8 protein-coding genes are annotated in these 21,546 nt (G+C 65.8%); 4 read left to right on the forward strand and 4 right to left on the reverse strand.

What is annotated here, in order from left to right; genetic code table 11:
- The 4 genes from PCO31010_RS19365 to PCO31010_RS19380 all read right to left on the reverse strand — a co-directional run bounded on the left by PCO31010_RS19365 (position 1) and on the right by PCO31010_RS19380 (position 16,433).
- Positions 1 to 13,689, reverse strand: a complete 13,689-nt coding sequence (locus PCO31010_RS19365; protein WP_174984952.1) for a filamentous haemagglutinin family protein — start codon at positions 13,687 to 13,689, stop codon at positions 1 to 3.
- Between the two features lie 258 nt (positions 13,690 to 13,947).
- Positions 13,948 to 14,955 carry a FecR family protein gene (locus tag PCO31010_RS19370; protein WP_150665705.1) on the reverse strand — a complete coding sequence of 336 codons (1,008 nt, stop codon included), beginning with the start codon at positions 14,953 to 14,955 and terminating at the stop codon, positions 13,948 to 13,950.
- 198 nt (positions 14,956 to 15,153) lie between these two features.
- Positions 15,154 to 15,729: an RNA polymerase sigma factor gene (locus PCO31010_RS19375; RefSeq protein WP_150665706.1), complete on the reverse strand. Its 576-nt coding sequence runs from the start codon at positions 15,727 to 15,729 to the stop codon at positions 15,154 to 15,156.
- A gap of 2 nt (positions 15,730 to 15,731) precedes the next feature.
- The gene (locus PCO31010_RS19380; RefSeq protein ID WP_150665707.1) at positions 15,732 to 16,433 is read right to left on the reverse strand and encodes an STN domain-containing protein; all 702 of its coding nucleotides are present in this window, start codon (positions 16,431 to 16,433) and stop codon (positions 15,732 to 15,734) included.
- Positions 16,434 to 16,799: 366 nt separating this feature from the next.
- Here PCO31010_RS19380 and PCO31010_RS19385 point away from each other — a divergent pair, with 366 nt between their 5' ends.
- The 4 genes from PCO31010_RS19385 (at position 16,800) to PCO31010_RS19400 (ending at position 21,528) form a co-directional block, all read left to right on the forward strand.
- Positions 16,800 to 17,327, forward strand: a complete 528-nt coding sequence (locus PCO31010_RS19385) for a Csu type fimbrial protein (protein WP_150665708.1) — start codon at positions 16,800 to 16,802, stop codon at positions 17,325 to 17,327.
- A 13-nt stretch (positions 17,328 to 17,340) separates the two neighbouring features.
- Positions 17,341 to 18,135 (forward strand): fimbrial biogenesis chaperone, encoded by a 795-nt coding sequence (locus tag PCO31010_RS19390; protein WP_246184689.1) that lies wholly within the window; start codon positions 17,341 to 17,343, stop codon positions 18,133 to 18,135.
- A 127-nt stretch (positions 18,136 to 18,262) separates the two neighbouring features.
- Positions 18,263 to 20,569 (forward strand): fimbria/pilus outer membrane usher protein, encoded by a 2,307-nt coding sequence (locus PCO31010_RS19395; protein ID WP_174984955.1) that lies wholly within the window; start codon positions 18,263 to 18,265, stop codon positions 20,567 to 20,569.
- On the forward strand, positions 20,566 to 21,528 hold the full coding sequence (locus tag PCO31010_RS19400) for a Csu type fimbrial protein (protein ID WP_174984958.1): 963 nt from the start codon (positions 20,566 to 20,568) through the stop codon (positions 21,526 to 21,528). Before PCO31010_RS19395 ends, PCO31010_RS19400 begins: the two co-directional genes overlap by 4 nt.
- The last annotated feature ends 18 nt before the right edge of the window (positions 21,529 to 21,546 follow it).

A 21,546-nucleotide genomic window follows, 5' to 3' on the forward strand; every position in this document is an offset into this window, starting at 1 on the left:
TCAATGACTCTGCGCCGCAGCCGGTTGCATCCGCTTACGCTCGGCGTCGCTCAAGCTACGCCAGAGTGCGGGATCGACCTTGCCGCCCATGCCGAGAATCTGCACGGGGCTTGATGCATCGTACCGATAGCCTGCCCCGTAGCGTGCCGCGTCGCCGTTGGCTGCCGACGGCTTGCCGTCCGCCTCGCCCTGCGAACCCTGCACCGACGCGCCCAGCATCCGCACCGTGAAGATCGACGACTGTCCTGCGCGTTGGCTAGCCCGGTCGCGTGACACAGCATCCTGCGCTGCGGCAGCCGCCTGCGCGGCCGTCGCGCTTGCGTTCGTCAACGCCCCCACATTCACCGCTGCGATGGTCGGAATGCCCACCGACTTGCCCTGCACCTGAATGTTGTCGGCATTTAGCACGCGTAGCGCCGCGATGTTGACGTTGCCGGACACGCGAATGCCCGCTTCGCCCGCATCGATCGTGCCGAGCGGCGCGATCAGGTCGATGTCGCCCGGCGGAATCTCCGGAATCGGATTGAGCGTTGCGATACCGGCCCCGGTGTTCGGTGTCGTCGGCGACAGCGAAACCATGCCCATCTCGTCGTACACCCGACGCTGCGGCGTGTAGACCACCGTCGACTTCGAACCGCGCCCGGCGTTGATGTCTCCCTGCGCCGACCACGCCAGTACATTGCCGCCGAACGTCGTGAAGATACGGCTCTGGCCCAACAGGATGCTGTCTCGCGAATACAGATCCACGTTGCCGCGACCCTGCGTGAGGACACCCGATCCTTCGCCGGGGACGAAGCCGCCGTCTACGCCGATCAGCGTTCGTCCGCCCGGCGTGACGATGCTGATCCCGCCACCGAAGTCCGTGTGAATCCCAGCGTCCTGCACTTCGTAATGCGGCACGTCGTATTGCGGGCTGCCACGGGCAATCCATTGCGCCTGCGTCAGATACTGAACGCCCGGCAGCGGACGCACTGTCGCCTCGCGATTCAGGTTTTGCAGGTAATACTTCGCGCTGCTGTACATCGTGACGCTGCCCTCGTATGTCAGCGGGTTTCCGGCGGCGTCGTGCGTTGGGAACAGCGTGGCGATGGCTTCGCGTCCGCGCAGATAACTGCCCGCACGCGCGCCGCCAGTCTCGTTGTACTCGCGCCCAGACGCCCGCAGCTCCGCAAAGTACACGTCGCGCAGATACGTGCGTTGTTGCTCCGGCGCGAGCGCGTCGAAGAACTGACGCGCGTTCATGGACGTCGCATCGAAATGCAACCCTGCGTTGTTTGGCCCACCGTAGCGCGTCGTCAGCCAGTTCACGAGATGCAACTGGCTCTGCTGCGCGTACTCATTGCGCAGGTCGCGCTTTGCCGCGCCACTGCCCGCCTGACTCGCCGCGTTGGCAGCGTTCAGCTCGGCCTGCTTGCTCACGAGGAAGGCGTCGGCACCGGCTGCGTCGCCGCGATAACCGAACTCCTGTTGCAGCCACCCCACGAGTGTGAGTTCGCCACCGTAGACGACCACGGCCTTGCCCGGTTGATCCGACAGCGTGCGGCCGGGATCGGCCTGATTGGCCGCGTCGAGATAGCGTGCGGCGAAGGCCTTGAAGTCGACACCGTCGAGCCCCTTCGGACCGACGCCCGCCGCGACCGCAATCGCAGCGCCATTGCTTCGGTCGCCGGGTTTAACGTTGACGACCCCACCGAGGCTGCGCAACTCCGCAGTGTCGCCCATGAACACGTCGCGTCCCGCCGTCACCTCCAGCGCGCCCGGCCCGATGACGTAGAACGTGCTGTAGCGCACGTCGCGTCCGGCGGAGACCACGGAGACGTCGTCGGCGCGGTTGTGAACGATCACGTTGCCTTGCGTCGCCACACCGGTGCGCCGGCTCGGCGTGCCCGGCTTGGACGGATCGAGCGCGTCGCGCGTCATCGACCAGCCAGCAAAGTCGCTGTTGGAGACCAGATACGTGCCGAGCGGCGTGCCGGAATTCACGATGTCGCGTCCCGCACGAATCGCTACCGCCCCGTTGCCCTCGTACCACGTGGCCTCCAGCCCCTGCTTCGGGGACAACGACGCCCGGTAGTTGATGCCGCCCGTCTGAAGGCCCACGATGTCGCCTGCTACCGCGTAGAAGCGTGCCGGCGACACATGGCCAACGTCATAGCCCGAAACGGTGGCCGGCGTCAGGCTGAACATGGGGAACACGTTGGCACCAGAGGCACCGTAGTAGTAGAAAAGATCGGGCGCGAGCGCGTCCTGCCGCACGTTCGTGAGATACGAACGATTGCCCGGGATATCGGCCACCCCCCCGGCAAACGCAGGCGATTGCGGCGTGGGCAACGCGCGCGGATCGGCCGCCGAGCGGCTGATCGGGAACCCGCCGCCGAACATCGATTGCCCCGCGAGCATTTCGAGCGCCCCACCGTCGCTGCTCACCTTGAACAAACTGCTGACCGGCTCGGGCGCGAGCAGCATCGGTGTATCTGCCGTTGTCTGTGCGCCGTTCGCGAAGAAGCTGTCAGTCGCGGCGGGACCGTTGAAGATGTTGCCCGCGCCCGCCGTCACACGCAACGTGGCGGGCAGAACGAAGCGGCCGTCGGTCGGTGAATGGTTGCCCCCCACACGGGTGCGATCGGCGATGGCGGTGAGCGGTGCCACGCTGCCCCCGGCGCTGAAGAGATCGATGGCGGTCGAAGGGGTCCACAGCGTGAACCAACTGAAACCCTCGCCGCTGTAATCCACGCCGCCCACCGAGAACGGTGTGCCGTTGTTGCGCTGCTTCGTGCGGGTCGCGTCGCCATAGCCGCCGATGACGAGATCGCCACGGGTTTCGACGCGCGCACCCGAATCCCCGAGCACAAGCGTCGGGCCACCGCTGGCCATGCCGCCCGACACCACGAACGGGCTCGTCGCACGCGACTCACGCAGATCGGCTCCGCCTGCAACCGCGCCGCTGCCACCCAGTGCGCCGGCTTCTACGCGCGTTGCGCCGCGCAGATTCGTAAAGGTGCCATAGAGGGACAGATTGGCATTGCGCCACGCCGTCGACTCGCTGATCTCGTTGTTGGCGGGTGCGATCGCGCGCACGTCTCGCACCGGGTTGAGTCCGCCGCCGATGCGAATGTCCAGATCGCCGCCGCCTGTCAGCACGATCTGCGATCCGTCGGCAGACACACGTCCCGTACTGGCCACCGCGACGTTCACGCCCTGACTACGTGCAAAGACTTTCGTCGCATCCGAATTGCTCGGGCCCATGCGTGACTCAAGCATCCCCGCGTTGCCGCCGGCCTCCATGACGAGATTGCCGCCGCCGAGCGTACCCAGCCCAGTGAAGCCGACCAGATACGGCATCTTGGCGAATGCGTCATAACCTTCGGGCGGACCCACGGTGTAGGTCCCGAAGTTGATCCACCACGCACCCGGCACGCCGCCGTCGGCAATCGCCGAACCGGAGCCCTGTCGCCAGAGCCAATTGCCCACGTTCGACATGTCGGCCGCTGCGCGCGGCATCCCGAAGCTCGTCGTGCGACGAAAGCCCGAGCCGTCCGCCGCGATGTCGCCGCGAATGTCGCCGCCCGCGCGAACGAACAGGTTACCGCCATGCTCCGGATACCACGCGCCGTAAAGACTGTCTGTCTTGCCGTCGACGTATTTCTCGAACGTCGCGCCGTCGGCACCGAGCACGTTCGCGCCCTTCACTTTGCCGCGAGCGAGGTTGTACGCCCCCGTGACGTCGGCGGCTTGCGTGCCTGCGGTGTAGACGCCGAACGGCGAATTCATCGTGAAGTTGCCCGCCGCAAGCATATCGAGATCGCCGGTCCCGGTACGCAACACGCTGAACGCCGGTTCGCGTGCCGGCAGCGAATTGAAGGTGTACGTCGGCGGCGTGCCTGGCGTGACGAGACGAATCACGTCGTAGCCGCCGTTGATGCCGTCGATGTCGCCGTCTTCCACAATGCCCAGCATTTCCAGCTCGGCTTGCGTCACGATCTCGCCGGGAATGCCGCCGTACCAGTCGCCGTAATCGCCCCATCTGAAGACGCCCGGCGACCCGCTGCCCGGCACCTTGACCCGCTCTTCTCCCATGCCGTAGTGCGTGTCGGAAAGCACCAGATGCCCGCGCTTGCTGTCGGGCTGCAATGCGCGCGGATCGGCCGCTGTCGTGTCGGCCCCGGCCACGAATCGCATCGACCATGACGCCGAACCCGGCGCGAGCATCGGCGCGATCGCGAGCAAGTTGCCCTGCACGCCGTCCGCGTCCGCCGGGCGCAGTTTGACGACCGTCGCGCCGCCCGGCAACTTCACATCCGTTTCCGCAGGAATGATCGCGCCCTTGCGCAGATCCACGGCGTTCGCGAGCACCAGCTTTACCGGCACGACGGCACCGGCAGGCCACGTGAGCGCCGCCACGGCAGTCGCAGCAGGCAGCACGTTACCGGCGTCGAGTTGCGTTGCGCTGCGCAGCGTCACGGCAGACGGCAACACGGCACCTGCGGCGTAGATCACGTTGCCTGCGGCGTCGCGCACCGCGCCGCCAAGGACCGTGCCGGCCGGCAACGTCAGCGTGCCCGTGAGCGAGACGCGTGTCGGCAAGCGCAGGCCGAGCGGCAGCGTCGTCGCCTGTACGGGGATGTCGTAGTTGAGTGCGCGTCCGACCGGGAATGCCGTCCCTGCGACCAGCTTCACCTGCCCGCCCACCGGCACGACCGCATCTCCGCCCCAACCGGCCACGCCGCTCGTGAGCACCCAGCCCTTGCTGTCCGTGCCCGGCGTGAGACGGGTGGTGTCGAAGCCGTCGCTTACGCTGCCATAAACCTTCAGGTCGCCCCCCGCCCGAATCGTCAACGCGCCCGCCTCCCCGCTGCCATACACGCCTGTCTTCTGCGTATGCGGGTTCAGACTCGCGTAGCGATAGCGAGACAGGTCGATGTCGCCGTCGAGATGGATGTCGCCGTCCGGCGTCTTGCTCATGATCTCAACGCCCGGACGCAGATGAAACGCGTCCGTATAGCGACGCAGCCCCGCCAGCCGTGCGAGCATTGCCCCGTTGGCGAGCGCGTTCGTCATGAACGTTTCGTTCTTCGCGTGGAGTGCGTCGAGGTATGCCCGATTGACGACTTGATAGGGGCGGCCATCGACCGCCGTATCGGTGCCCGTCGGGGCATCCAGATCGCGATACATCCCATTGACGGTGATGGCGCGCGCGCCGTCGATCACCACATTGCCGCCCGCGTCGATGGCAATATCGTTGCCCGTCGCGCCACCTCCGGCACCGAGACGTTTGGCGCTGATCTCCAGCGTTCCAACGTTGAGCGACGTACCGTCCGTCCCCCCCCGCACATCGAGACGTGCGCCGTCTGCGAGCACCACGCGCCCTTCGCTGCCGTTGATTTCGATGACGGCGCGATTCGCCGCTTCGATGATCTGACCATAGCTGTCGCGACGAGCGACCTTGCCGTGCGCATCCAGCACGGCTGCGCCGCTCACGCTCACGCCATCGCGCGCCGACAGGCGAATCGTCCCCACCTGATCGCCGCTGGCGTCCACACGGCCCCGGACTTCGAGATGTCCGCCGTCGACCGAAAGCGTGATCTCGCGCGCCCTGAGTTCGTCGCCGACGACGAGATCGCCCTGTTTGATCTGGAAGCTGCGGCTGCCGAACACACCGCCGTCGGTCAGGCGCGCATTGAGTGCTGTGAAATCGTCGATGCGTTGCGCGCGCACATCGATCCCCCCGGCGGAGAACGGAACGAGCGTGCCGCCCGCATCGTACTGGCCGGTCGCGCTGCCCAACAGTTTGCCCAGCAACGAAACGTTGCCACCCGAGGCACCCAGCGCCACCACCGACAGCTTGCCCGCACGGTTTTCCATTGCCGACAGATCGATGCGCGATCCGGCCGCCTGACGCACGTTGCCGTTGGCGCTCGACAGCAGGACGTCGCCGCCCCAGCTGTACTTGCTCACGTCGAAGAAATCGAGCTTGCGACCTGCGAGATCCAGTTGCGCGTTATCGCCCAGCGTCACCTCGCCCTGCGCCGCCACGCTCAGTCGACCGCTCGGCAGCACCACACCGGTGTCGAGGTTCACCGTGCCACCGGCCTTGAGGGAGACGTCCGCGCCCAGAGCCCCCACGAAGTCGGCATTGGTCAGCACAGGTTTGGCACGGGCACGGGCGTTGGTCACCGTCAGGTTGCCCCCGGTCGTGTAGCTGCTCGTCGAACCGGCAGCGCCTGTGAGCAGCGGCGTATCGATGACGAGGTCGCCGCCGCTGTAGTCGTAATCCTTCGTCTGCGCATTCCAGCCTTGCTGCGACCGGTAGACGGACAGACCGCCCTTGTAATTGGCGCTCACGCGCTCGCTGGCGTTCAGATTCACCGTGGAGAACCCGAGCGCCATCCGGTTCTGGTCGTTGTTGCTGTCCGGCTGCGTGGCGGGCCCGTAGCCGAGCACAATCTCCTTCGCGTCGATGACGAAGCGCCCGCTGCCGGTGCCGGCGCCGTCGGCCGTCACCGCACCGGCCGGCGACTTCGAACCGCTCCATACGAGGCGATCGGTACGGATGCGCGCGAGTGCGTCGGCCGAGCCATAGCCGAAGATGGCCGGTGTGCCGAGCACGAGCGTGTCGATGCGCGACTTGCCCGTCGCCGGGTCGAGGGTCGAGAGTTCGACGGAATCGAAGAAGTTGATCGAGTCTCGCGCGACGAGCGACAGACTCTCAAGCGCGGGCGTGCCGTACGCGGTATCGCCACGCAGCAGGCGGCTCAGCATGGATTGGTCGAGCGTCAGCCCGTCGGCCAGTCGTCCCTTGGCGGCGAGTGCGTCGAGCGACGCCTGACTGCCGACGTTCACCCGGCCGACCGTCAGCGCCAACTGACGCGCGCCGTAGCGCACCGCATCGGTGATCGTGAAACGTTTGTCCGTCGACACGGCGATGCTGCCTTCGGAGAGCAGCAGCGTCTCGCCCGAACAGGTCGCGCCCGGCGCGCACACGCCCAGATCGATGGCGCCTGCCCCCTCGGTCGGACTGCCCGCCTCGGGTGCCAACATCGTCAATCGACCATTGGAGACGGCCAGTACGGCCTTCGAGCCGGGCGCGTAGACATAGCCGAGCGTGGAATCCCACATCGGCTTGCCGTAGCCGAGCGTGCTGATGCCGCTGCCCTGCTCGATACGAATGCCGTCCTGCGGCGAGTTCGACGAAATGAAGACTTCGCTGGCGCGCAGCATCGCGCCGCCGCGTAGCACCACATACTTGAGCGCACCGTTAATCGACGCCCTCATGGCCGACGCCAGCAGGCTGCTGGTACTCGTCGTCACCTCCGGCAACCCGCCGATCCCGATACGCGCCGCACCGACGGCGTTCAGATCGGCGGCGTTGAGTGAGATGAGCGTCCGGTCGCCCACGGTCGGCGTCGCGCGTGGCCCGAGTATCTCCACGCGCTCACCTAGCGAGGAAATCAGCAGACTGCTGCCGTAACCGTCCTTGGCCGCGGCGCCCGCCATCAGTCCGTCGAAGCGCAACGCGGGCACATCGACCACCTTGCCCGCCTCTCTGTCGCTCAGGAATTTCAGATCCAGACGCTTGGCATCGGCTTCGACAAGCGAGCGAGACACGCCATTGCGCGCCGAACTCGCACGGACATAGCCCGCGTAGCTCATTTCGTTGTACTGCGCATATGTGCGCAGCACGCTCGCCGGGCTCAGCAAGGCCTGCGTCGGCGCGGCATTGCGAATGCCGGTGTTGTTCACGCTCAGGGTCACCGGTGCGGTGAGCGAACCGTTGCGCATGGCGACCGGACCGAGCGAAGCGTCGACGGTGGCCTGCGTCTGCAATTCGACGCGGAACGCGCCCGGCAGCAGGGCAAACGTCGACGGCAGCAATGTGTAGGTGCCCGCAGGCAGTCCGGGCACACCGGCGCCGATCGTGATCCGCTGGCCGATGAGCGGGTCGCCTGCACCGCGCTCGCCGAGCACCGGGGCGTAGGCCGGTTGCGTCCCCGGCACGATGGCGTAGACCGGATTGGTCGACAGCGCGGGCAAACGGAAACTTCCCTTGTTGCCGGTCTGCACGACTTGCATGAGCGGCGAGAGGCGAACGTCGACGGAGCCGCCACGTCCGGCCAGGAACGCCGCACCGCGAATCTCGCCGCCGCCCGACAGATCGATCACGGCCCCCTTTTCCACCGCGATGGCGTGACTGGTGACGATGACGGACGGGCCACCGCCCGGCCAGAAGGTCTGCACGTCGTTGCCCGCGTACATGTAGCTGAGCCCGTCGAGCGAGCCGCCGTAAGGCATCACGAGACCGTTCGCGCTCACCGACGTCACGCTGCCGGGCAGCAGATGAAACATGCCGACGCCCTCCCCGCCAAACTGACTACCGACCGTGATCGTGCCCATCGGCGCGCGCAACACGCCGCCCTGACGGATCGTCGGCGCGACCAGCATGAGACTGCCGAAGAGAGAATAGGGCTGCTCGGGCAGCACCTCGGTCGTGCGAGCGATCGTCAGTACGCGCTTCGGGTCGAGTTCGATAGCGCCGTTCGACGCCTTGTACTGGCCCACCACGAACTTGCCGCTCGCGTTCGCCGCCGGATAGATCTGCGCGGCGGCCAGTGTCAGGTCGCCCGGCACGTAGAGTTCCTGCCTGTCGAGCAGACGTATGTCCCCGGCGCTGCGCAGCACAACGTCGCCGAACGCCAGACGCTCGACCTTGACCGGTGTCCCGCTGTTCGTCTCGATGGTCCCGGCGGTGCCGAACTGAACCATGCCCGTGAGATCGATGAGCGACGCGTCGATGTCGAATCGAGCGTCAGGGGCGAAGTTGGGCACACCAAGCACGCCGATGCCCCGCCCGCCGTTCTTCGAACCGTTGACCGGATTGGGCAGGATGAAGTTGTCGTCCTGACCGCCCCCCGCCGACGCGACTTGCACATATGGCGCAGCGAGTTTCACGCGCGTGGCAGGTGCCGCGCCGCTCGCCAGCCCCAGCGAGCTTGCCGCGATGCGCAGACTCTGGCCCATCGACAGGCTCACGTCCCCCGCGAAATCGAGCATGCCGTTGGCCATCAGCGACAGGTTGTCGAAGCCACCGGCCTTGATGCGGTCGACGCCGATACGCGCCCGTCCGAGCACCAGCCCTCCGGCCCCGCCCATCTGACCGGGCAGCAGTGCGTCCGACAATTCGCTCGGGCCTTGCGTTTGCGCGAGGATCATTTCCCGCGCGACGCGTACCGCATCGTCGACGTTGGCACCCTTGAGGCTGGTGCGATCCACGCGGCCGTAGAGCGGCGTGTCCAGCGCCACGTTCAGCGTGCCGCCCGCCGCACCCGCGCCACCAGCCTCGGCCTTCATGTCGCCGTCCAGATACAGGCCGCGACCGGACGCCAGCGAGATCACGCCACCGTTGCTGGCGACGCGTGTGCGGCCCAGCCCCGGCAGGTCGATGTCGGCGACGGCGCCGGAAGCGTCAAGTGTCGCCCCCGAACGCACGACGATGAACGCGTCGGCCCCGACCAACTTCGTCGCACCGGGCACATACTTCGCGCCAATCTGGATCGTGCCGCCATCGGCCACCTTGCCGGTGTAGGTGCCGGCAGTCGAGCGCGCCACGAACGGACGCGCCGCCACGTCGAGTACGGCGTTCTCGCCGATCCACATGGAGGTCGGTGTGAGACGACCTTCGGGCAGATTCGAGCCTTCGGTGAGGAATTCGCCCGCCAGCACGCTCAGGGTGCCCGACGCCGCATGCAGGCCGCCGAGCAACGTCATCTGACGATTGCCAGTAAGCGTGATGCTGCGACCGGCGTCCACCGAGATTTGCGAGCCGCTGCCCAGACGCAAGTCCGCGCGTTTGTACGACGCGCCCGCCGACAGCGCAATGTCCGCGCCGCCGCGTTGCGACACAGTGCCCTTCGCGGCGTCGGCCTGCCATTCGGGCGGCAGCCAGACGGACAGCATCTGTCGCGGATCGGTGCCGCTTTGGGCGTCGCGCGCAGCTTGTACGTCGACGTTGAAGACCGGCATCGCGACGTCAAGTCGCACGTTGTCCGCAACCACCAAGCCGAGTTGTCCCTTTACGTCGTAGCGGGCGAAGCCGCTGGAGAAGAGACCGGTGCCGAGCGACGTAGGGGAAGCCACACGCACGGCATCGACCAGCGAGAGACCGGCCGGAATCGTCGCGCCTTTTTCCAATCGAACGTCCGCAGGAAGCGGTTGCCCGGCCTTCGCGACGACGTCGTAAGCCACTATCGTCCAACCGGCCGGAAACACGTTCGCGGGCACGACATAACCGCTGGCAATCATCCCCTCGCCGCGAGAGATTTTGCGATCGACGGGCACGACGTCGCCTGAGCGGAACGCGTTCCCGTACTGATCGTAGACGACGTAAGCCGTGCCGTTCACGCCAGCGGGCACCGTCCAGGGGGCCGACAGCACGCCGGGGGCTGCCGTGGTGAAGACCGGCTGCGTCGTCAGCACTTCGCCGGCGCGCACGGTGGAGACGGTCTGCACGAAGTCCGTCGACATGACCGTGCCGGCTTTGATCACGTACTCCTGCAAGAGAGTGAGCGCGACCGGCGACGTTTCGCCAACGCCGAGCCAACCGTCTTTGACCAGCCCCGGGGCACCGATGATCACGCCGTTACCGGTGTCGATCTTGAGCGTGCCGCCGCCGTTCACGCCGAAGGCGCGCAGGTCGCCGTCGACATGCAACGCGCCCACGCGGGTGCCGTTCGTGTCGTACTGGCTCGCGAGCAACGACACGCTGCCGCCCTTGCCGCCGCGTACCGTGCCGTTGGCCAGCAGCGCGGCCCCGGATGAGACGTCGATAGCACTGCCCTTGGACAGAATCACGTCGCCCGTGCTCGATAGCGCGACGGACCCGCCATCGAGATACGGCATGCCGTGAACGCCCGCATCACCGTCGATGGCCCGGCTCCACACCCCGCGCGCGTCGAGCGTTGCGCCGCTCGCGACCTTTACGTATTGCGTCCCCGCGACTCTGGTGGTGTCGACGACCGGCAGGTCTTGCCATAACCCGCCGCCCTGATTCTCGTTCACGCGACGCAGCATGTTGCCGACGTTGATCGCGCCGCTTCGCGCGGTGAGGTTCGCGTCGATGTCTACGCGCGTCGCATGCAGGCCGATGTCGCCGCCATCCGCCACACGCAGATCGCGGGAGAGGCCAACGCGCTCGGTCGCGAGCAATTTCACGCCGCCGAAGTGCTGCCGATTGAGCCAGCCGGCGTCGAGCGAAATCTTCCCCGCGCGTTGCGCATCGATGTCGGCATCCAGCGCAATGGACGCCGCCAACGCCTGAATATCGCCGACATCGATCGTACGCACGACGGCGTTCGGACTGTCGCGCAAGGTGAGCGACGTGTCGTCGTAATACGGCGTGAGCTTGCCGACGATCAACTGCCCGCCACGCGGCGCGGCGAGTTGCGATTGCAGGTAACCGTCATACAGCCCCCGATCCGCTGCTTGCGTCTGACGCGAGCCTTGGTAGACGGTGGTATCGACGTCGCCTTCGAGCACCGCCGACTGTCCGGAGACGATCAGACGTCCGGCGTCGCGCCCCACGGTGTAGCCGTTCTCAAGCCGCTCGCCCGGCGCGATGAACGGCGTGGCATACGCCTCGGTCGTGTTCTTGCCCCAGCGCGCGTGGGCAACTTCGAAGCCGCGATACACGCCGAGGTAGCGCAGGTCGCCCGGTGCGTTGTCGACGCGATAGAACTGGCCGTCTTCTGCGCGCAACCAGCTTTGCCGGATCATGCCCGTCTGCACGTCGAGCGTGCCACCGGCCAGATTGATGAGCGAACCAGCGCGCGTGACGACTTGCGCGCCGCCCAATTGCACCGTGCCCCCCTGCGCGGCCCATTCGCCAACGCCGTGCTGCGCGGTGTTGAGATAACCGCTGACTTCCAGCAAGCCGCCCGACGTGTACCAGCGATCGGTCGAGTAGCCTTGCGTGCCCGCCGGCACGCGCACCAGATAACGACGGTCGATGAAGACCGTCAGACTGTTCAGTCGTTGGGTGTCGCGATTGGTGGGTGCGTCGCGCTGCTCGTTGCCCTGAATGTTGACTTCGAGATTGTTGGACGCCATCGCCACTTGCACACCGACCGCGCCCGACACATCAAGTTTGGCGCGTTCCATGGCAATCATGCGTCGCGTTGCGGCGACGTTGATCTGTCCGCCGGTCGCGAGCGTGAGCGTGTCGCTGTCGAGCAGCACATCGCCCGACGAGACGATCTGCACCAGCGACTGATCGCGACGGTTGTACAGTCCGGATTCCGCGACCTTTGCCGTGTCGGCAAGCAACGTAGCGCGTTGCACGTCGAGCGCGGTATCGCCGGAAGTATCGAGCACGATGGCATTCAGTGCGCCCGGTGCCACGTGCACCAGCGCGTTCGTGTCGCCACTCGCCGTCAGGTGAATCGTGCCGCGCGTGTTGACGGAGGTCGAGGTAACCAGCACGCCGCTTTGCTCGACCTGACGCCCCACCAGCGAGATGTCACCCAGCGGCGCCTGAATCAGACCGCTGTTGCTGACGCGTCCGGCCGTCGATCCCGCGAGGAGGCTCGGCGTGACTTCGTTGCCGCGCGTGCTCGAATTTGGATTGCCGTCCGTACCCATACCGCGACGGATGACGAACGCGTCGCCACCCGCGATCACCGTCTGGCCTGAGGGGGTGACGATCGTGCCTCGGTTATGCGCTTCGCGACCGAGCAGCAGCACGTAGCCGCCGCCTTCGGTCACCGACTGCGGCTTGCGCGTGTTGATGCGCGCACCCGCATCGACGACCACATTGGCCGTCGCGCCGGTGTGCGTGAACCCTGAGCCGGTGACGGTCAGGTCATTGGCGAACGTCGGCACCGTCACACTGGCGAGGGCCGTGCCGTAGATGCCGCGATTGAATTGGTCGTTCGTCATGCCCACGGCAGCCGCCACCAGATTGCGCGTATCGACCTGCGCCGTGCCCGTGAACTGAATGCCGTTGCGGTTGACGATCACGACCGTGCCATCCGCCTTGATCTGCCCCTGAATCTGGCTGGGACGCGCGTTCGGATCGTTCACGCGGTTAAGCACCGCCCAGCCCGGCTGCTGCGCGAATTCGACCGTCGTGCGACGCCCGACGTTGAACGTCTCCCAGTTCAGAATGGCTTTCTCGCCCGTTTGCTCGATCTTGACGTTGGTGTTGCCAGCGGCGTCGCGCGATTGCGCGATGTCCTTCTTCGCGTTGATCCAGCCCGCAGTGAGACTGTTCGTGTCGACCTTCAGGCCGCCTTCGGCGAGACCGTCGGGAATCGCTTCCGGAGACGCAGCGGCCGCCTGACGCGCCGCCGTCTGTGCGGCCTGCATCGCCGCGATGCCTTGCGCTGCGGTTGCGAGATTGGCGATGGAGTTCTGCAACGCCTGATTGGCACGTTGCTGCTGTTCGCCTGGGTTCTGCAGCGACGAGACGGGCATACCGTTCGGCAGACGTCCCGTTTGCGCCGCCGTGGTCTGCGCAGCACCGCGTGAGGCGAACCATGCGTTGCTGAACGCCTGCTGCGCGTGGGCCTCGCTCCAGAAGCTGCCGGTGGCGAGCACCAGTGCGACGGCGTGCGTCATTGGCGAGAGGCGCAAACGTCGTGCGCCTGGCGTCGAATGTCGTGACTGAACCGTCTTGCCCGTCTGTCCGCGTGTGACCATCTGGAACTCTCGCCTCATTCTGCGCCGGCCCCGCAACGCGACATTCCCCATGCGTGCGAATCGGCTTTTCCCGTAGATTTGTGCGCACTACGACCCGAGTGACGGTGTCGCAGAAACGTCGTGACGAGCTAAGACGAACCCGGCGAATGGAGTCCGCAAAATTTTTTGCAGACGGCTGTGGCAATGCGTTTTTGAAGGCATGCGAAGCGCATCGGCCACTCAGCCGACGCGCGCTTCACTTCAAGGGAACCAACCGGATCAGGTGAGAACGAGCAGACCGCCCGGCAACTGGCGAGCGTGCAGATCGAAGCTGTATTGCAACTGGGCGATGGCGCGATCGAGCGATGCGATGTAAAAGCTGCCGCTCACAGGCTGGTTGCGCACCTTGTCGTTCATCAGGACGATGCGCCCCGGACGATACCGGTTGATCTCGTCGAGCACGACCGCCAGACGCGTCTGACGAAACACCAGTTCGCCATTGCGCCATGCGGACACATTGGCGGCGTCGGCCAGCGTCACACCGGCGAGTTGGTGACGGTCGTACGCCGTCTGCTGCGCCGCGTGCAGCACGCGCTGCCCCATCGGATGATCGACACGCACCGCACCGGACAGGCAAGTCACACACACGCGGCCGTCGAGATACCGCACCTCGAATCGCCCAGAGGTCGACGAACTCGTGCCACCTGCGGCCGCCACAACAAACGCCGTACCCATACCGTTCCCACGGCCACCGGGCAGATCGACGGCCGCTTCCCCGCTCAGCAGTTCGATGCCCGGCACGCTGGCGGACACATCCGTACGAATGCGGGTCTGGGTGTTGAGCGTGACGTCGACCTGTCCAGCCGAACCAGCCAACCGGATAGCACGCTGTTCGCCGGTTGCAGTGCTGTAGTCCGCGCCCCATTGATCGGGGGACGGCCACAACCCGGCAGGCGGATGGACGATGGCGGCCACCGCCAACGCAGCGCCGCCCGCGACCATCGTGCCGAGAAAGGCGCGGCGGCCAGTGCGAACGGCGACGCGCACCGGCGGCGTGCGTCGTCCGAGTGTCTGACCGAGCGCCGCCGCAGCGGGGGTGTAGCTGTCCCACTGCGCTCGGGCGGCATTGAACGCCGCCTTGTGCGCCGGACTGGCGTCGAGCCAGTGTCTGAATCGCTCTGCATCCCATTGCCTGACGGTGTCCGACTTAAGCAGGCGCAACCAGACCCAGGCTTGCCGATGCAGCTCGTCCGGGGTGTTGGCGTGGTCGTCAGGAATGGAAGTCATGTCTGTCTTGTTATTCGATGGTGCACAGCGCCGGGGCACTCATCGTCATGCCGGAGCCCCACCGACGAGGCTCGCACGCGGTTTTGCCACGTCCGCCAGTAGGTAGACGGATGGCAAGCGCGAAATCCGCAAACTTTTCGCTGATCGAATTCTTACGCGGCATTACGCGAGCTTTGGTGTGCGCCGTTGTGAGTGCCATCACGTGTCCCGCTCCATTTTTCGCGCCAGATAATCGTGTGCATGCTTGAGCTCATACTCCACGGTACGTTTGGAGCACCCCAAACGCTGCGCGACGTCAGACTGAAGCAGGTTCTCGAAGTGAACGAGTACGAAGATCTCGCGACGGCGTTCGGGCATGCGCTCCAGCCACTGCATCATCGTCTGCATCTCGATGCGCGCCTGCACCGTCTGTGCCGGACCGGGTGCGGGGTCGGCCAGCTCGATGAGCGCGTCCACCTCGTCGAGCGGCAAGGCGCGGCTGTTGCGACGCAAGGCGTCCACTGCAATGTTGATCGCCATGCGCACCAGATAGCTGCCGGGGCTGCGCACCGACGCTGGTAAGGCATGGGCCGCTTCGCTGGCGTCACCGGGTTCGCCGGGGTCGCTCGCGTCGTCCGACGGCGGCGCCGGTTCGGCGTTCACGCGCAGCCATGCGTCGTGCAAGGCGTCGCTGGCCAGATCGCTGCTGCCGAGCAGATGCGTCACCCGGCGCTTGAGCGCACCGTAATGGCGGATCAGGTATTCGGAGAGGGCCGGTTGGGAATCGTGCGCCATGCCTAGCGTTCCCGGCGCTCAGACATGCATGGGGGCGTCGCGTCGGTCGCGCGCGCCGCGCTCGGCACGATCAGCAGCGTGAGCGGTTGATGCAGGTCGGCGGGCGGTGCGATGTCCAATACGACACGCTGCAAGCTGGCGAGGATGGCTCGGTCGCGCCGTGCGTCGCCCGTGCTGCTCAACAGCTCAACGTTTTCAAGCGCACCGCTCTGCCTGACACCAAAGCGCAGCAGCGCCCGATACGCGCCCGGCGCGCTGTCGCCGCCCGCGCACAGGGCCGACATCACGCGCGCCTGAACGAATGCCGGATAACCCGCAAGGTTGCCAAGTCCACCGCGCGCGGCCGCGCCCGAGGCCGCACCCTCCGCTGTGCGCAATACGAACGCCGGTCCCGTATCGCTGGCAATGCGTTGCGCCACGAGCCCCGTGCTTTCAAGCAATTGTGCGAGCGCCGTTTGCGCCGTCAGAAATCCATGAACAGGCGACGACTCCAGCCCGTCGACCAGTTCGCTTCTATAGAGCGTGGGCAAGCGGGTGACGCGGGCGAACTCGCGCAAGGCGTCGGACAGGGGTTGTGCGGGGATATCGAAGGACAGAAAGGCGTCGCCGCTGCGTAACGCAGGCTGTGCGATGGCGAGCGTGCCGCCGCAAAACACGAAGCCGGCAAGCGCGAACGCGCGCAGCGGCGCGAAGCTGCCTGTCATGTCGTCGAGAGTGGCGTTGGCTGAGAAGGCCGGACGTGCGGGGCCTGAGTTGGCGCGCGTCGCCTTCGGGTGAGCACAGAACCTGAATCGGCTTGAAAGTTACCGTTCGCTCATGACAGACGCATGACAGTTAGCAGTGCTGTGGGTAGCACGCAATGCCCGCTGATCCGGAATTAAACGGTCATTTGAAATAAAAGAGCTAAGCCGTGGCCGTTCGTCACTCGCATGACACAAAGGCAAGCCTCCGATATACACTATGTCTTAAGTAGTGCGACGTACTTTACGTATCAACGTGGTATGCGGCAACGGCAGTTGAATCGCCTTTTGCCCGCTAGGTCCCTCCGACGTTTTTTCGAGAAACCGACGATGAATAAACCAGTTGCGCGCATTACCGTCCTCCTGGCAAGCCTCTTGCTTGTTCCGCCGCTGCCTGCGGTCGCTGCGGTCTACAGCAACGGCACTGCCACCAGCACCTTCACTGTCACGCTGATCATTCAGGCCGGTTGTTCGATCACGTCCACACCGATGAACTTCGGGACGGTGTCCAGCCTGACGACGCCACTCACGACGACGACGACCCTGTCGGTGACGTGTACGAATACCACGCCCTACAACGTCGGTCTGAGCGCAGGCACCACCACAGGCTCGACGACCACCGCACGCTTGCTGGCAGGGGGCACCAGCGGCAACACGGCGACGGTCGGGTTCGGGCTCTTTCAGGACTCACAGCACACGACCAACTGGGGCACGTCTCAGGGCACCGATACGGTCAGCGGCACCGGTAACGGCTCAGCGCAGACCGTGACCGTCTACGGTCAGGTCCCGACATCGGCTGGCGCGATTCCCCGGCCCGATACGTATTCGACGACGATCACCGCGACCGTTTACTTCTAGCGGGGCGCCAACGATGACAGTTTTCCGCCTCGGGGCGGAGCGACGCGCCATGACCGGCGCGGCGGGATTTGTTCGCCACATTGCGTTGTGCTCCCCTCTTCTCCTTGTGCTTGCCGCGACGCTCGTCAGTCTGCCCGCCGCAGCCGCCACGCTTCAGATTTCCCCCGTCAATGCCGAATTCGCAGCCAAACAGAACGCCATCGGCATGACGTTGAGCAATCCGGGCGACACGACCGTCTACGGGCAGGTCCGGATCTACACATGGACGCAGGCGGATGGCGAAGACAAGCTCACGCCGACCGACGCCATTGCGGCCAGCCCGCCGATCCTGCGCATCGAACCCGGCAGTTCTCAGATCATCCGGCTTGTGCGGATGGCGAACACGCCGCCCGCCACCGAACAAAGTTTCCGCCTGCTCGTCGACGAACTGCCCGAACCCGGTCAGCCCGTGCAGAGCGGCATCACCATTCATATGCGCTATTCGATTCCCGTGTTCGTCGCGCCGCCGACCGTGCCCGCGAAGCCAGATCTGCGATTCAAGCTCAAGACCATCGACGGCGTGTGGCACCTCGAAGCCGAAAACCACGGCGGCACCCGCGCGCAGATCGGGGCGTCCAGTCTCGTCGACGCAGCAGGGAAGTCGCACCCGCTGACCAGCGGTCTGCTCGGCTATGCGCTTGCCGGGCAACGGCGTGTGTTCAAGGTGTCGTGGCCGGTCGGGAAACCGCCTGCGTCGCCGCTCGCCCTCGACGCGGCGATCAACACGGTGCCCACGCGCTTCGTCGTCAATATCGATGGCGGCGGGTGAGCGCGCGCGTATCCGTGCGAACGCCCTCACCCCTGCTCTCGCCTTATCCGTCGCGCCGCCCATCCCGTGCTGCACGCGGAAAAAACGCCCGCCTCGGCAACGACAGGTGGTCATATGGTTGGCGAGGATGGCGAGCGTGTTCGCGGGCGCGCTCACGCCTGTGCCGGACGCAACCGCCGCCGACGCCATGCCCGCCGATTACTATCTCGACGTCTCCGTCAACGGTGCGGCGACCGGGGCCATCGCCCACTTCATCCTGCGTGACGGGCGTTTCAGCGCCGCAGCCGATGACCTGCAATCGCTCGGTATCGACGTCAGTCAGCTCAGCGTCTCCGGCGACGCACAAGTGCCGCTCGACAGGATCGGTGGCGTGCAATATCGCTACGACGCTGCGCGACAGAGCATCGACATCGACGTGCCCGATGCGCTGCGCGTGCCGTTCCAGATCGGCCGTGTCGCACCGCGCGCGGCGAACGCCATGACGTCGCGCGGCTTCGTGTTCAATTACGACGCGCTGCTTGAGCGGGACCGGACTACGCGCGCCTCCAGCTGGACCGAGTTCCGGTACTTTCATCCGGGCGGCGTGTTCAGCCAGACGGGCGTGTTCGACACGTACTCGGGGAGTCAGGCCTATCTGCGCTACGACACGTTCTGGCGTCATGACAATCCCGTGGAGATGAGCAGCCTGCAACTGGGCGACACGATCTCGGGTTCGCTGGCGTGGTCGCGCTCGATTCGCATGGCGGGTGTGCAGTGGCGCAAGAACTTCGCCCTGCGGCCCGACCTCGTCACGTTCCCCGTGCCCACACTCGGCGGCTCGGCGGCGGTCCCTTCGTCCGTCGACGTCTATCTCGACGGTATCCGGCGCTTTGGCGGCAGCGTGCCCGCCGGTCCGTTCGTGATTCGCGAGACGCCGGGGCTGATCGGCAATCTTCAGGCAACGGTCGTCACACGCGATGCGCTCGGGCGCGAGAGCGTCCTTAACGTGCCGTTATATATCGACACCCGCATGCTGGCGGCGGGACTGTCGAGCTATTCGTTCGAAGCAGGCGTGCCGCGCACCGACTACGGTTTCCGATCGTGGGGCTATGAGCATCGTGTGGCCGCGTCGGCGGCGTACCGCTACGGCGTGTCCGACCGGCTGACGACCGAATATCACGCAGAGGGCTCGTCGGGACTGGTGAATGCAGGCGTGGGTGCGCTGGTGTCGATGTCAGGCTATGGGGTTCTGAGCGGCTCGCTGTCCGGCTCCACGGGAAAGCGCAATGGCGCGCAGATCGGCGTGGGCTACCAATATCTGTCGCGCGGCTTCTCGTTCGATTCACTGTTTCAGCGGACCATCGGCGACTTCCGCGATCTCGCCACGCTCGGCGGCTCGGGCGTGCCGACGGCCATGGACCGTGTCACCATCTCCACGCCGTTCTGGGAAAACCGGACGCTGTCGTTGAGCTACATCGGCATGCGCGGCCCCGATTTCCCAACGTCGCGCGTGCTGTCGGCCAACGTCTCCTGGCCGGTGCGGGTCTTGGGCTCGCTCAACCTCGGGGCGTTTCAGGATTTTGCGAATCGCCGCAGCTACGGTGTGTTCGCGATGCTCAGCTTTACCCTCGGTCCGAATACCGTCGGGTCGGTGTCTCTGGCCCGACAGCAAGGCTCGACGCAGGCCCTCGCCGGGGCGACGCGCACGCCCGACTATGGCGGCGGATGGGGATGGAATGTGCTGGGCGGCGTAAACGACAGCGTGCGCATCGGTCAGGCGCAGGCGCAGTATCTGGGGCGCTACGGACAGGCGTCGGCACAGGCACAGACGTACGACGGACAGACACGTGTCGGTCTCGGACTGTCGGGGGCGGTCGTCGCCATGGATGGCGGCCTGTATCCGGCACGGCGCATCTACGACAGCTTCGCGCTGGTCAAGACGGACGACGACGCCAGCGTGCCCGTGCTGCGCGAACAACTCCCGGTCGGACGCACCAACGGCATGGGCAATCTCGTCATCCCCGATCTCAACGGGTATCAGATCAACCGTCTCAGCGTCGACCCGACGGACCTGCCCGCCGACATGCGCATCTCGCCCGCCGCGCGCACCGTCATTCCCGAGTCCGGGGCCGGGGTGCTCGTCGCATTCCCCGTGCATCGCTACCGCGCCGCGCTCATCACGCTGGTCACGCCGGACGGCGCGCCGTTGCAGGTCGGTGGACGCGTCACGCATCGTGAGACGGGCGCGCAAACGGTTGTCGGCTACGACGGCCAGACGTTCGTGGACGCCTTGCTGCCCGACAACTCGCTAGTGATTTCGCAGAACAACGGCACATGTGTCGTGACGTTTGCCTACGATCCGGCCGTTCAGGGCGCGATGGCACGGATCGGGCCGCTAGTTTGCACGCCGCAGGGCAAACCCGCCTCAGCAAGACCGTCGGGGAGAGATCGATGAAACGCTTCGTCCTGCTCTCGATCCTTTTTGTGATGGGCTTGTTCGCCGCCCCCACTGCACAGGCTCAGACCTGCTCGCTGGGAGCGCCGACGATTGCCCTGCCCGCCTTCAGCCCGATCACAGGCACCGCACTGACGACGACTGGCACGGTCAAGGTCACTTGCACCTGGGGCGCGATCAATCTGGTGCCGAATGTGAAGATCTGCGTGACCTTTTCGGGGACGTCGCCGCGCACGCTGGTGAATGGCAGCAACACAATTGCGTACAACATGTACACCGACAGCGGACACGCAACGCCTTGGGGGTCCACAGCGGCCACCGCGCTGTCCACCACGTTCAGCAATTCGATTCTTGGCGGCACGGACAGTAAGAACATCGACATCTACACACAGATCGCGGCGAACCAGACCACCGTGCCGAGTACCAACAACGGCGACACCGTCTACTCCGCGACGTACGCGGGAAGCACCGTCACGCTGTCCTATCAGTTCTATTTGCTGGTCGCCCCCGCGTGCGGCACGTCGGGCTTTTCGAACGGTACGACGAACGGGTTTACCGTGAACGTCACGGTGATCAACCGGTGCACGATCAACGCGACGGGCCTCACGTTCGGACCGTCGACCACGCTAAGCAATACGCTGACGGCACAAGGCTCGCTTGCCGTGCAATGCACGAACAACGACGCGTATCAGATTCTCCTGAGCAGCGGTGTGAGCGGGCAAGTCGGTGCGCGCACGCTGAAAGGCCAGAACTTTGGCGCGACGATTCCGTATCAGCTCTATACCAACTCGACTTATGCCACCGCGTGGGGCGACGGCACGGGCGGCACGTCGACCTATGTCGGCACCGGCACCGGGCTCGTGGTACCGATCACGATCTACGGCCGCATTCTTGCGCAACCCTCCACCCCGGCGCCGGACACCTATAAGGACTCCATCACGGCAACGATTCAGTTCTAAGGTCGGTGAGCGTGCGAC

It is taken from the genome of Pandoraea commovens (assembly GCF_902459615.1).
GTDB classification, from domain to species: Bacteria; Pseudomonadota; Gammaproteobacteria; order Burkholderiales; family Burkholderiaceae; genus Pandoraea; species Pandoraea commovens.

Coding starts and splice junctions, on each gene's coding strand:
- PCO31010_RS19380 (WP_150665707.1), bottom strand. CDS start 16,433: ATGACAGGCAGCTTCGCGCCGCTGCGCGCGTTCGCGCTTGCCGGCTTC.
- PCO31010_RS19390 (WP_246184689.1), top strand. CDS start 17,341: ATGACAGTTTTCCGCCTCGGGGCGGAGCGACGCGCCATGACCGGCGCG.
- PCO31010_RS19385 (WP_150665708.1), top strand. CDS start 16,800: ATGAATAAACCAGTTGCGCGCATTACCGTCCTCCTGGCAAGCCTCTTG.
- PCO31010_RS19395 (WP_174984955.1), top strand. CDS start 18,263: ATGGCGAGCGTGTTCGCGGGCGCGCTCACGCCTGTGCCGGACGCAACC.
- PCO31010_RS19370 (WP_150665705.1), bottom strand. CDS start 14,955: ATGACTTCCATTCCTGACGACCACGCCAACACCCCGGACGAGCTGCAT.
- PCO31010_RS19400 (WP_174984958.1), top strand. CDS start 20,566: ATGAAACGCTTCGTCCTGCTCTCGATCCTTTTTGTGATGGGCTTGTTC.
- PCO31010_RS19365 (WP_174984952.1), bottom strand. CDS start 13,689: ATGGTCACACGCGGACAGACGGGCAAGACGGTTCAGTCACGACATTCG.
- PCO31010_RS19375 (WP_150665706.1), bottom strand. CDS start 15,729: ATGGCGCACGATTCCCAACCGGCCCTCTCCGAATACCTGATCCGCCAT.